Origin of the sequence: Streptomyces sp. NBC_00683 (assembly GCF_036226745.1) — a bacterium.
GTDB lineage: Bacteria > Actinomycetota > Actinomycetes > Streptomycetales > Streptomycetaceae > Streptomyces.
Genome location: NZ_CP109013.1, coordinates 8,311,903 through 8,324,301 on the forward strand (window position 1 = coordinate 8,311,903; position 12,399 = coordinate 8,324,301).

Below are 12,399 nucleotides of genomic sequence, written 5' to 3' on the forward strand. Positions count from 1 at the left end.
ATCAGGAACGGGCGTCATCCGCCGGACACGGCGGAAGAGGCGCCGAGATAGCGGGCGACCTGGGAGGGGTGGGTCAGCTGGGGGTAGTGACCTGCCCCGTCGATCTCGACCACGGGACACGCGACGGCTGCGACCAGCGGGTCGGCCGAGCCCGCCACGATCTGGACCGGGACGGTCACTCGGTCCAACAGCGCCCGCGACCGCCCGCGTTCGGTGATGTCCGTACGCAGGGCCGCGGCTGCCCTGCGCGCCACTCCGGGGCGGCGGAGGTCAGCTACGGCGCTCTCCACCTCACCCCCCTCGGGCACGCCGAGTGCCCGAGCCAGCCGGGCGGCGGACATACGGCGCATCATCCGGACAGCCGGGCCCGAGCGGACGAACCGCGGGGCGGGTGCCTGCAGGAACGACGGCGAGACGAGGACGAGCCTGCTGATCCGGTCCGGATGGTCGACGGCGAAGCGAAGCGCGGGGCCGCAGGCAGCTGAGTGCGCCACAAGCACCGGGCGGGTCCGTACCGGGCTCAGAAGGTCGGCCAGCCACGTGTCCACCGACCGCGATGTCGCAGCGGAGCGCCCCAGCCCCGGCAGATCGGGCGCCAGGACCGGCCCCGGGAGACGGGCGGCGAGCGGCGCCCAGAGGTCGGCGTTCATCGGCAGTCCGTGCAGCAGGACATGGCCGGGGCGGTGCCGGTCTCCGATCACCCAGGTCCTGCTGCCCGCCACGGATTCGAAGCCGTACGCGCTGTGCCAGGGCCTCGCGGAGCCGAAGCGGGCGGCCACCAGCTCGTCGGACCACGCGCGCAACGCGTCGGCGACCGGGGGCATTTCCAGTCCCGCGGTCGCGGCGAAGGCCCGGGCGGAAGCCGTCGGGTAGCGGTCGGTCGACAGGAACGACAGCGTCTCGGGATCGGCACCGGTGAGCTTGCGCGGCAGGTGCCGCAGAAGGCCGACGGGGACGGTCCTGCGAGGTGCCCGTACGCCCGTGTGGCGGGCGATCGTTCCGATCAGCTCGGGGAGGAGGGGAGTGGAGTCGTCGAGCACCCAATAGTGCTCACCCCGGGGCGAGGTGGGGATCTCGGCCAGGAACCGTACGAGGTGGTCGACCGTGGTGACCGGCACGAAGGTGTCGGGCCCGCCGGGTGAGGCGGGCAGGCGCCCGTTCCACAGATTCTCGACGAGCGTGGCCAGACCGATGTACTGACCGGGCCCGATCACGGTGGCGGGATTGGCGATGGTCAGCGGAATCCCCAACTCATCGGCCCGGGCCCGCACCGCGATGTCACCCTCGGTCTTCGATGCCTCGTACGCTCCCAGCGCGGAGTAGTCGGGACGGCCGTCGGAGGCGCTCACCCGGTAGCCGCTGATGTGTACCAGTCTCCGCAACCGGGGCAGAGCGGCGGCCCATTCGAGGACGTTGAGCGCCCCGGTGACGTTGGTCGCCCGGGCTTCCGGCGCATCGAGGCCGAAGGCGAAGCGACCGGCGGCGTTGTAGACGTCGCTCACCTCGGGCAGTCCGGACAGCGGTCGGGTGATATCGGCAGCGACGATTTCGAGCCCGCCGGTGTCAACTCCCTGAGTGGCCAGCCAAGGAGTCAGAGTGTCGTTACGGACGGCCGCGGCCACCCGCTGACCCCGGGTGAGCAGTTCCGCGACGAGGGAGCGGCCGATGAAGCCGGTCGCGCCGAAGACAATCGCATCCATGAGACTCCCTAATGGATCGGTCTACATATTTTTTGGCCGTTGAAGAGGCCCGCGTGATTCCGCGGGCCGTATCAGCTCAACAGGACGCCGACCTGGCGGGCGACGCGTTCCAGTGGCTCCCTGCTGCGGTGCGCCCGGGCCAGCAGAAGCGCCCCCTCCACCAGGGCCAGGATCGTGACCGCGAGGTCGTCGGCGTCGGGACGGTCCGTCAGTTGTTCGCGCAGGGCGGCCTCCCAGGAGGTGTAGACCTCGGAGCATGCCTCCTGCAGAGGATCGTTGACGGCGGCCGTTTCCAGCGCGACGGTGGCCACGGGGCATCCTTTGCGCCAGCCGGACTCCTCCAGCCGGTCACCCAGGTATCGCAGCACCCCGTTGACGAGGTCGGTCACCGACGGGCCGGGGTCGGCCAGGTCGCCCAGGGCGACCCCGATCGACTGTCCGGCTCGCCGGACGGACTCGCCGACCAACTGGTCCTTGCCGCCGGGGAAGTGGAAGTAGAGCGAACCGCGGGGCGCGCCACTGGTCGCGATCACTTGGTTGAGTCCGGCGCCGTAGTAGCCCCCGGTCTCGATCAGCTCCTGCGTCGCAGCCAGCAGTCTGTCCCGTGTCTCGGTGCCCTTCTGTCCCATGGCGCCAAACTAGACCGATCTACATATTAGTTCAAGGGGTTGGGGCGTCCAGGCCGACCGGGCGCGCCACCCGTCGGCCGCAGTCGTCGGCGGCGCGATTGTCGGAGGAGGGTGGGAGACTCCCCGGCATGATCGAATCAGAGTCGAAGGCGGACCTGCTCCACTACTTGCAGGCCGCCCGTGATGCCCTGCTGTGGAAGCTCGACGGCCTCGCCGAGTACGACATCCGTCGTCCGCTGACGCCGACCGGCACGAATCTGCTGGGCCTGGTCAAGCACCTGACCGGAGTGGAACTGGGCTACTTCGGGGACACGTTCGGGCGCCCCTTCTTCGATGAGCCGCCGTCCTGGTACGGCGAGGGCGCCGAACCGGGGGCGGACATGTGGGCCACCCCGGACGAGTCCCGCGACATGGTCGTGGGGCTGTACCGCCGGGCCTGGGAGCACGCGGACACCACGATCGCCACGCTCGGTCTCGACGCGATCGGCCGAGTCCCGTGGTGGCCGGAGGGGCGGAGCGGTGTGACGCTGCATCACGTGCTGGTGCGCGTGCTCGGTGACACCCAACGGCACGCCGGGCACGCCGACATCGTCAGGGAGCTCATCGACGGGGCCGTCGGCATGGCGAAGGGGAACGACAGCATGCCGCCCGGTGATCAGGTGTCGTGGGAGAGCTACCGCGGTCGGCTGGAGCGCGCCGCGCGGGACGCCGGTCGCAACTGATCTCGGCCACTGGCTGCGCCGGTGCGGTGGCATCGGACTGCCGCCCGACGGGGTCGGCTCGCTCCTCCGTGTTGGCTGAGCCTTCATCACCTCGACATCAGGTGGCGCTCGGTCCGTGTGTCGCGGGATTCAGCATGGTTGCGATGGGCATGTCAATCGTAGCCGCGTGACCCCCGCCACGCGTCGACCAGGAGGCAGCAGTGAAGAGCAGAGCACGAGTCCGCAGGGTGTCGCTCGTAGTGGGCAGCGCCCTGGCCATGGTCATCGCGTCCTCCGGGAGCGCGTACGCCGCCCCGCCCGGTGCTTTGCCCCTCAACGCCGACGGGATGGAGCAGTCGTTCCAGCCTGCTTACGACTACGACACGGACGGCTGCTACCCCACGCCGGCCATCGGGCCGGACGGGACCATAGCCCCCGGCCTCAACACCACCGGGGCCGTCAACGGAAGTTGCCGTGACGCCTCGGACCTGGACAACACCAACGGGTACGCCCGCTACAAGTGCAACAACGGCTGGTGCGCGATCATCTACGGGCTCTACTTCGAGAAGGACCAGGCCGTGGCCGGCAGCGGGCTCGGCGGGCACCGGCATGACTGGGAGCACGTCGTGGTGTGGGTGCAGAACAACGAGGCCCGCTACGTATCCACCTCCGCGCACGGCAACTTCGACGTCTACGGCCGCGATCAGATCCGGTGGGACGGAACGCATCCCAAGATCGTGTACCACAAGGACGGCGTGAGCACCCACTGCTTCCGCCCCGCGAACTCCAACGACGAGCCGCCCGAGAACCACTACCACGGATGGCAGTTCCCCAAGCTCGTCGGCTGGAACGGCTACCCGGCCGGTCTGCGGGACAAGCTGACCCAGGCCGACTTCGGAAGCGCCGTCTTCGGCCTCAAGGACGGCAACTTCAACAATCACCTGGAGAAGGCCAAGCCGGCCGGCATCCCGTTCGACCCGAACGCCTGACGATCCGGTTGGTGCCGGGAGGCGGGTGTGCGGCCGGGAAGTCCGCGCGCCCGCTTCGCCCGCCCTCCGGCCCGGCGAGTTTTGCCGGGTGATGTCCTCGTCATCCGTTTCGCGTACGCCGGATCCACGCCCGCATGAAGGCTGTTCACGGGCCGGAGCGTGCGCGATGTCTTGACGTGCCCCTGGCGTGATGGCTTTATGGGAGCGCTCCCACCTTTCTGGCTGATGTTTTCTGGCGCTCATCCTCTGGAGTCGTAGTGAGAACAACTGGAAGTACGAAACGTAAGAGCCCGGTCGCTGTCCTGCTGACCGCTCTGGCTGCCTTACTCGGGCTTGTCGTTGTCGGGATCCCGGGCCCGGCCGCCGCCCAGGCCCGGGCGCAGGCCAACGAGGCCGGCGCTCTCGCCACGGGCCTCCATATCAGCGACGGCCGTCTGCTCGAGGCCAACGGCAACGACTTCGTCATGCGCGGCGTCAATCACGCCCACACCTGGTACCCCGGCGAGACGCAGTCGCTGGCCGACATCAAGGCCACGGGTGCCAACACGGTCCGCGTGGTCCTCTCCGACGGACACCGCTGGAGCAAGAACAGCCCGGAGGACGTTGCGAGCATCGTCGGCCAGTGCAAGGCGAACCGGCTGATCTGCGTGCTGGAGGTGCACGACACCACCGGTTACGGCGAGGACGCCGCGGCCGGAACGCTCGACCACGCCGCCGATTACTGGATCGGCCTGAAGAGCGTGCTCACCGGTGAAGAGAACTACGTCATCATCAACATCGGCAACGAGCCCTGGGGCAACACCAACCCCGAGGGCTGGACGGCGCCCACCACCTCGGCCGTCAAGAAGCTGCGCAGCGCCGGGTTCGAGCACACGATCATGGTGGACGCGCCGAACTGGGGCCAGGACTGGCAGGGCGTCATGCGTGCCAACGCCCAGACCGTCTACGACGCCGACCCGACCGGCAACCTGATCTTCTCGATCCACATGTACAGCGTCTACAACACCGCGGACAAGGTCACCGACTACCTGAACGCGTTCGTGAACGCCGGCCTGCCGATCCTGATCGGTGAGTTCGGGGGCCCCGCCGACCAGTACGGCGACCCGGACGAGAACACCATGATGGCCACCGCCCAGCAGCTCAAGCTCGGCTACCTGGCCTGGTCCTGGAGCGGCAACACCGACCCGATCCTCGACCTGACGATCGACTTCGACCCCACCCGGCTCAGCTCCTGGGGCGAGCGGATCTTCAACGGCGTGAACGGCATCGCCCAGACATCCCGGGAAGCCACCGTCTTCGGTGGCGGCGAACCGGGCGACACCCAGGCACCGGGAGCCCCCGGCACCCCGAGCGCCTCGGCCGTCACGGCCACCTCCGCCACCCTCAGCTGGACGGCCGCCACCGACAACGTCGGCGTCGCGGGCTACGACGTCGTCCGCGTCAGCGGCGGATCCGAGACCACGGTCGCCGCCTCCGCGACCAACAGCGTCACGGTGAGCGGCCTCACCGCCGAGACGGCGTACACCTTTGCCGTCTACGCCCGCGACGCGGCCGGGAACCGCTCGGCCCGCTCGGCGACGGTGGCCCTCGTCACCGACGAGGGCACCGGCACACCCGGGGCCGGCTGCTCCGTCGGCTACCGAGTGGTCGGTGACTGGCCCGGCGGCTTCCAGGGCGAGATCGTCATCCGCAACACCGCCACCACCGCGATCAACGGCTGGACGCTGGCCTTCTCCTTCGCCGACGGCCAGACCGTGAGCCACGCCTGGGGCGGGTCCTTCACGCAGAACGGCGGCTCGGTGAGTGTGGTCCCCGCCTCGTACACGTCCGCCATACCCGCCGGCGGCTCGGTCACGGTCGGCTTCAACGCTGCCCGAGGCACGACCAACACCGCCGCGACCGGGTTCAAGCTCAGCGGGACCGCCTGCGCCACCGCTTGACCCGGCGTCCTGACCATCGGCCGGCCGGCGTGGGCACTCTGCTCACGCCGGCCGGTGAGCGGTGGCGGGCAAGGCTGCGGACACACCTCTCACGGGACGTGATCCGCCGACGTGCCGCGCAAGGTTCTGCCCCCGGCAGCACCCACCTCAGCCGGGCGACGGTCCTGGTCCGCTCTCCGTGAGCAGTTTCGCCAGGTGGTCGGCGAATTCGGTGAGCCGGTCCAGTCGCGGCCCGCTGCGGGCCCTGCGGAATCCGTGGCGCCGACCCCAGAACGCGGCCTGGACGGCATGGAATTGAGCCCATCGCCGGACGCGTTCGCGATCGAGTTCCGCGGCTTCGGCGAAGACGTCCAGGGCGCGGTGGACGGCCCGTCGCAGGTCGTCCGCTCCGAGCATCGTCAGTGCGCGCGACTTGAGCAGCGTGCCGCCGTCGTATGCGGGATCTCCCGCGTACCCCTTGGGATCGACCGCCAGCCACGGCTCACGGTCGGCGCGCAGGATGTTCCCGCCGTGCAGGTCGCCGTGGACGAGGGTGTCGGGCTGGACCCGGCCCAGTTCCCGGACGGTCGCCACTGCCGCGTCCACCACGTGGGGCGACAGCGTGTGCGTCAGCTCCTCGGCATCCTTGCGCAGCCCCTCCTCCCAGGATTCGGCCTGCTCACGCAGCCGGGGCAGGCCGGGTGGCGCGGGGATCGCCAGCCGCCGGCTGATCCTTCCGGCGACGGTCACCACCTCGTCGCCGTCCTCGACCTCTGCGAGGGTCGATGCCCGGACCCTCTCCAGCAGCATGGCGAAGGACTCGTCATGCCGTTCGTGCAGCAGTACGGCCCCGCGCCCGCCCCACGCCGCGAAGGCGTCCGGCTCGTGGACGTTGCCGGGGTGAGGGAAGGACACCTTCAACACGGCGGTCCCGCCGTCCCGCCGCCGCACGGGAACGATGATCCCGACGCCTCCGTGCATCACCTCGCCGTCCTGCACGCAGTCCCAGCGCGCAAGCAACTCGTCGACGACGGTGGGCAGGACGGCGAGCCACGCCGCTCCGGGTTCTCCCTCACGCGCGATGGTGCTCCGCGCGAACGCCTCTGGTGTCCCGATCATCCAGGCACCCTATGCGTCCCGGCCGGCGCTCGGATCCGGAGTGCCCCGCCCGATCCGGAGTACCCCGCCATGAGTTGGTGACACGCCGGCAGGCCATCGAGCGTGTAGCCCCTGGCCCGCGCGTCCGGCTCGAACTGCAACGGCGATGACCGCTCGGGCGCGGTGAACGTGCGGTATCGCCCGGCCACGAACAGGTAGGTCGGTCGGCGGCAGATCGGTGGAGCCCACAGTAATGGTTCATGTGTTCGAATACGAGGTACTCTCGAGGCATGGCATCGCACCAAGTCCAGGGGTCCCTGTTCGATCAGAGTGAAGACGTACGTCTACGTCCGCTGGACGGGCTGCGCAGGACCGGACTCGGCGACGGCGCCTGGATCGACCTGCTGCCCGGCTGGCTGAGTGGCGCAGACGTCCTGTTCGAACAGCTGGCCACGGATGTTCCCTGGAAGGCCGAGCGGCGGCAGATGTACGAGCGGCTCGTCGACGTCCCGCGCCTGCTCGCCTTCTACCGGTCCGGCGAGCCGCTGCCGCACCCCGTCCTCGACGAAGCGCGCCAGGCGCTTTCCGCGCACTACGCCACTGAGCTCGGTGAACCCTTTACGACAGCCGGACTGTGCCACTACCGCGACGGGCGCGACAGTGTGGCCTGGCACGGCGACCGCATCGGCCGGGGGGCGAGCGAGGACACGATGGTCGCTATCCTGTCCGTGGGGGCGCCCCGCGATCTGCTGCTGCGCCCGCGCGGCGGGGGCGATGTCGTCCGGCGCCCTCTCGGGCACGGCGACCTGATCGTGATGGGCGGTTCCTGCCAGCGGACCTGGGAGCACTCCGTTCCGAAATCCGCGCGGGCCGCGGGTGGGCGTATCAGCATCCAATTCCGGCCCCACGGGGTGCAGTGAACGGGCAGACGACGGGGGCCGGTTGGCCGGCCCTCGAGCTGCCCGCACCGCTCGGTCCCGAAGATCATCATTAGCCGGAGGTGCTGGCGGAGGCGCTTCAGGGGTCGGCTAATCTCACGCACACATGTACGAGGGGGAGGACCCACGTTGCGCAAGAGCAGCAGATTCATCACCGCCGCACTGGTACCCACGCTGACCCTGGGGGTTGTCGGCCTGGGGACCACCGCCACCACGGTCCTGGCGACCGCGTCCGTGGCGGCGGCGGATCAGTCCGGGCCGTGGAGCGTGCCGACGGCATTCACCGACGCGGCGGACATCGCAGAGGTCGTCGACGTACAGACGACGACCGACGGCACCACGGTCGCCGTCTGGTACCGCACGATCGCCACCACCCGGCAGCTGGAGCTGCGGGTCGCGGTCCGTTCCGCCGGGAGCGCCGTGTGGGGACCTGCCCAGGTCCTGGACACCCTGCCCGAGGGACGGGAGAGCGTCTCACTGGTGCCGTCGTCCGATGGTTCGGCCACCGTCACATGGGTGAACGCCACGGAGAGCAGCTCCACCCTCCGCACGGCTACCCTCGCCAAGGGTGCGGCGTCCTGGTCCGCTCCGGTGGGCATCGCGACCGCCGCCGCCATCGGCGAAGTGGCCTTCGCCGGCAGTCCTTCGGGCACGAGCGTGGCCGTGTGGCGCAAGAGCGAGGGACGCAACAGCCTGCTGTACGTCTCCGAGCGCTCGGGCACGAACGGCGCCTGGTCGGCGCCTGCCGTGCTGGTGGCCGCGGACGCGTACTGGCCGCAGGCCGCAGTGGCCGCCGACGGCACGATCACCGTCGCCTGGGCCCACAACGTTGCCGAAGGCACGACGGTGAACACCGTCACCAAGGCGGCCGGCGCCACCGGCTGGGCGGCCCCCAGTGCGGTCTCCGCACCCAACGAAGGCGGTGCCCCGGTGCTGTCCTCGGGGCCTGACGGGACCACTGCCGTGGCGTGGGTGGCGCACCTGGAAGGCGCCGGCGAACCCGACGTCGTCTCGGCGGTCAGGCCCGCCGGCAGCGGCCAGTGGGGTGCGCTCCACACCATCCCGTCCGCGTCCTCCGCCCAGCTCGGGTCCACGCTGGTCGGACCGAACGGTGACGTCACCCTCGTCTGGATCGACTACAGCGACACGTTCGGCGTCCGCACCGCCACCCGCTCGGCGGCGACCGACACCTGGTCCGCGGTCAAGACGCTGTCCAGCGGGTACGTGCCCGAGCAGTTCGACGCGAACATCGGCGCCGACGGCACCGTCCAGGTGGGCTGGGCCCAGGACGACGCGACAGCCGAGGAGGGCTCCCGGGTCTTCTTCACCGCCGCCCGTGACAACGGTGTCTGGACCACGGCCACCCAACTGAGCAAGGCCCCGTCCGGCTACGCGGCCGGCGCCGTCTCGGTGGCTCCCGACGGCAACGCCACCGCCGTCTGGGCCCAGGACGACCAACTGTGGACCGCAGGTACCGGGCTGCCGACCACACCGCCGCCCACCCCGGCTCCCGCCGCACGCCGTGACTACGTCGGCGCCGACGGGTTCCCCGACCTCTACGCGCGGACGTCCACCGGCGGTCTGCTCATCTACAAGGGCAACGCGTCCCAGACCGTCTCCGCGAAGATCGAGGGCGGCACCTGGCCCACCACCTCCACGCTCGTCCCGTTCGGGGACCTCAACGGGGACGGCTGCAACGACACGCTCGTACGCGACAGCGGCGGCCAGATGCACCGCCACACCGCCCAGTGCGGCTTCCCTGTCACTCCCGAGTCCCCTTCCCTGTCCCTGGGCTCGGGCTGGAACGCCTTCGACGGCTTCGCCTACTCCGGAGACTTCAACCGTGACGGCATTCCCGACCTGATCGCCCGCCAGATCTCCTCGGGGGACCTGTACCTGTTCACCGGGACCAAGACCGGCACGCTCACCCGCGTGGGCAGGGTCGGCACCAGTTGGAAGTCCCTGACCATCGTCGGTGCCGGGGACCTCAACGGCGACAAGGTCGGCGACATCCTCGCCCGCACCACCACCGGCGACCTCTACCGCTACTACGGAAGCGGCACCGGAACCATCGGATCCGGCGCCAAGATCGGCTCCGGCTGGGGCGGCATGGCCGACTTCGTCGGCATCGGCGACCTCACCGGTGACGGCAAGGACGACATCCTCGGCCGCACCACGACCGGCGACCTCTACCGCTACGCCGGCAACGGCACCGGCGGCGTCGGGTCCGGCGTCAAGATCGGCACCGGCTGGAAGGCCATCACCAGCGTGAGCTGAGCCTCGCAGGCGCTGCTGGTTCCTGGGGCAGGACAGACCTGCCCCAGGAACCAGCCCGGTGCTGGTACGTGTCCTGCACGACGAAAGCGCCTCCCTTCCGGTGGACCCGCGACGTCCGCGCGGCCGGCACATCCGGGTGCCGGTTGTTCGCGTTACGCCACCGCAGATACGCGTGCAACTCCCTCCCTCGCCCTCCCCGGCGGCCGAACTATGATTCGGCCTCGGGCTTCCAAAATTCTTGGAGAGTACGCATGAGCGATGTGAGCACCGGCACCGGCAAAGTGGTCGTGAACAGGGCGATGTCGCTGGACGGCTTCATCGCCGGTCCCGGCCACGCGATGGACTGGATCGCCGAGTACCTGACTGCGGACGTGTTCCCGGAGGTCATGGCGGCCACGGGCGCCATGCTCGTCGGCCGGGGCACGTACGAGGTAGCCAAGCGGATGGCCGACCAGGACACCACCTACGACGGGGGAGCACAGTTCGTCCTCACCCACGAGCCTCCCGACGAACCGGACCCTACCGTCACGTTCCTCACCTGTGGACTTGAGGAAGCCGTTGCCACGGCACGCAGCGCCGCGGGCGGCAAGAACCTGGAGATCCTCGGTGCCGACGTGGCCGCCCAGTGTCTGCAGCGGGGGCTCGTCGACGAGATCCTGGTGTATGTCCTACCGGTGCTACTCGGCGACGGTGTCCGCTTCTCGCCCCCAAGCCTCGACAGGATCGACCTGGAACCTTTCAGCAACACCCAGTCGGGAGCCGTCACGATGCTCCGGTTCCGCGTGCGAAAGTAGGCGCGGCCCTCAAGCAGCTGGTGCCGTGACCGCAAAGGTTCACCGGCTTGGGGCGTGTATCTTCCTTTGAACCGTCGCCCCCGCCGGCCGTACCTGCCCCGCTGATCCGACCTCGCGGGAACCGAGGCCGCCCCGCCGCCCCACGCACGCCCTCCTGGCGGGCTGCTTCCACCACCCGGGCCCGGTCGGCAGCTGTCTCGCCAGTAGCCTTGCGAAATGACCATGCACAAGACCGTCGGCGCGAGCGTCGACGCGATGATCGAGGACCTCAGGACACTCGTCGAGATCGAGTCGCCATCGCGCGATGTCGACGCCCTGCGGGCATCGGCCAAAGCTGTCGCCGCGGTCCTCGAGAGCCGCCTCGGTGGCCATGCCGTCCTTGTCGAGAGCGTGGCGGGGCCGCACGTCCACTGGTCGGCCGGCGGCGATCCGAGGGTCCTGATCCTCGGTCACCACGACACCGTGTTCCCGCTCGGCACCCTTGAGCGCCGCCCGTTCGCGGTCCAGGACGGGCATGCGACCGGGCCCGGGGTCTTTGACATGCTCGGCGGCCTGGTGCAGGCCGTTCACGGCGTGGCGACGCTCGACGACAGGTCAGGCGTCGAGATCCTGGTGACCGCCGACGAAGAGGTCGGCTCCCTCTCCTCCCGATCCCTCATCGAGGAACGAGCCCTGGCTTGCGGCGCTGTCCTGGTCGTCGAAGGCGCCGCCGACGGGGGAGGCCTGAAGACCGGCCGCAAGGGCTGCGGAACGTTCCAGGTCTCCGTCACGGGCCGGGCGTCGCACGCAGGTCTTGAGCCCGCAGCCGGAGTCAACGCCCTGATCGAGGCAGCACACCAGGTGCTGGACATCGCGGCGCTCGGCCGACCCGAAATCGGCACGACCGTGACGCCGACCGTCGCCTCCGCAGGGACCCTCGACAACGTCGTTCCCGCAGAGGCGACCGTCATCGTCGACGTACGGGTCGAGTCGGCCGACGAGAAGGAACGCATCGAATCCGCGTTCGCAGCACTGGCTCCGCATCTCGACGAGGCGGAGATCTCGGTTCAGGGGGCTGTCGGCCGACCCCCGATGCCCGAGTCGACATCGACCGAGCTCTTCGCCGTGGCGCAGCGGCTCCTTCCCGGCATCGAAGGCAAGTCGGTCGGCGGCGGAAGCGACGGCAACTTCACCGCCGCACTGGGGGTACCGACACTCGACGGCCTCGGTGCAGTCGGGGGCGGTGCCCACGCGGACCACGAGTACCTGGTGATCGACGCCATGACGGAGAGGGCGAACCTGATTGCCGGACTGGTGCACGCGATTCAGAACGCGTAGGAGAACGGGGAGAGGGGACGCGCGCCCTCGCGAACGA

At 69.9% G+C, this 12,399-nt stretch carries 10 protein-coding genes; 7 read left to right on the forward strand and 3 right to left on the reverse strand.

The window, feature by feature from the left end; all coding sequences use genetic code 11:
• Positions 1-14 precede the first annotated feature (14 nt).
• Positions 15-1,700, reverse strand: coding sequence for an alpha/beta fold hydrolase (locus OG257_RS36115; protein ID WP_329214520.1), 1,686 nt, complete (start codon positions 1,698-1,700; stop codon positions 15-17).
• Between the two features lie 71 nt (positions 1,701-1,771).
• Positions 1,772-2,329, reverse strand: a complete 558-nt coding sequence (locus OG257_RS36120) for a TetR/AcrR family transcriptional regulator (protein WP_329214522.1) — start codon at positions 2,327-2,329, stop codon at positions 1,772-1,774.
• Positions 2,330-2,457: 128 nt separating this feature from the next.
• Here OG257_RS36120 and OG257_RS36125 point away from each other — a divergent pair, with 128 nt between their 5' ends.
• From OG257_RS36125 to OG257_RS36135, 3 genes are all read left to right on the forward strand, one after another.
• Entirely contained in the window at positions 2,458-3,051 is a 594-nt protein-coding gene (locus tag OG257_RS36125) for a DinB family protein (RefSeq protein WP_329214524.1), read from the forward strand.
• Positions 3,052-3,308: 257 nt separating this feature from the next.
• Complete coding sequence (locus OG257_RS36130) at positions 3,309-4,019, forward strand: NPP1 family protein (RefSeq protein ID WP_383802959.1); 711 nt, start codon at positions 3,309-3,311, stop codon at positions 4,017-4,019.
• Positions 4,020-4,276: 257 nt separating this feature from the next.
• A complete protein-coding gene (locus tag OG257_RS36135) occupies positions 4,277-5,959 on the forward strand; it encodes a cellulase family glycosylhydrolase (protein ID WP_329214528.1) in 1,683 nt (560 codons plus the stop codon).
• Positions 5,960-6,106: 147 nt separating this feature from the next.
• Here OG257_RS36135 and OG257_RS36140 read toward each other — a convergent pair whose 3' ends face one another.
• A complete protein-coding gene (locus tag OG257_RS36140; protein WP_329214530.1) occupies positions 6,107-7,057 on the reverse strand; it encodes an aminoglycoside phosphotransferase family protein in 951 nt (316 codons plus the stop codon).
• Positions 7,058-7,326: 269 nt separating this feature from the next.
• Here OG257_RS36140 and OG257_RS36145 point away from each other — a divergent pair, with 269 nt between their 5' ends.
• The 4 genes from OG257_RS36145 (at position 7,327) to OG257_RS36160 (ending at position 12,362) form a co-directional block, all read left to right on the forward strand.
• Positions 7,327-7,956, forward strand: coding sequence for an alpha-ketoglutarate-dependent dioxygenase AlkB (locus OG257_RS36145; RefSeq protein ID WP_329214531.1), 630 nt, complete (start codon positions 7,327-7,329; stop codon positions 7,954-7,956).
• A 147-nt stretch (positions 7,957-8,103) separates the two neighbouring features.
• Complete coding sequence (locus tag OG257_RS36150; protein WP_329214533.1) at positions 8,104-10,251, forward strand: FG-GAP repeat domain-containing protein; 2,148 nt, start codon at positions 8,104-8,106, stop codon at positions 10,249-10,251.
• Positions 10,252-10,502: 251 nt separating this feature from the next.
• Positions 10,503-11,045: a dihydrofolate reductase family protein gene (locus OG257_RS36155; RefSeq protein WP_329214535.1), complete on the forward strand. Its 543-nt coding sequence runs from the start codon at positions 10,503-10,505 to the stop codon at positions 11,043-11,045.
• 216 nt (positions 11,046-11,261) lie between these two features.
• On the forward strand, positions 11,262-12,362 hold the full coding sequence (locus tag OG257_RS36160) for a M20 family metallopeptidase (RefSeq protein ID WP_329214537.1): 1,101 nt from the start codon (positions 11,262-11,264) through the stop codon (positions 12,360-12,362).
• Positions 12,363-12,399: the final 37 nt, after the last annotated feature.

What these genes read in the sequence shown, in the direction of transcription:
- OG257_RS36115 (WP_329214520.1), bottom strand. Translation starts at nt 1,700, where the DNA reads ATGGATGCGATTGTCTTCGGCGCGACCGGCTTCATCGGCCGCTCCCTC.
- OG257_RS36120 (WP_329214522.1), bottom strand. Translation starts at nt 2,329, where the DNA reads ATGGGACAGAAGGGCACCGAGACACGGGACAGACTGCTGGCTGCGACG.
- OG257_RS36125 (WP_329214524.1), top strand. Translation starts at nt 2,458, where the DNA reads ATGATCGAATCAGAGTCGAAGGCGGACCTGCTCCACTACTTGCAGGCC.
- OG257_RS36130 (WP_383802959.1), top strand. Translation starts at nt 3,309, where the DNA reads ATGGTCATCGCGTCCTCCGGGAGCGCGTACGCCGCCCCGCCCGGTGCT.
- OG257_RS36140 (WP_329214530.1), bottom strand. Translation starts at nt 7,057, where the DNA reads ATGATCGGGACACCAGAGGCGTTCGCGCGGAGCACCATCGCGCGTGAG.
- OG257_RS36145 (WP_329214531.1), top strand. Translation starts at nt 7,327, where the DNA reads ATGGCATCGCACCAAGTCCAGGGGTCCCTGTTCGATCAGAGTGAAGAC.
- OG257_RS36155 (WP_329214535.1), top strand. Translation starts at nt 10,503, where the DNA reads ATGAGCGATGTGAGCACCGGCACCGGCAAAGTGGTCGTGAACAGGGCG.
- OG257_RS36160 (WP_329214537.1), top strand. Translation starts at nt 11,262, where the DNA reads ATGACCATGCACAAGACCGTCGGCGCGAGCGTCGACGCGATGATCGAG.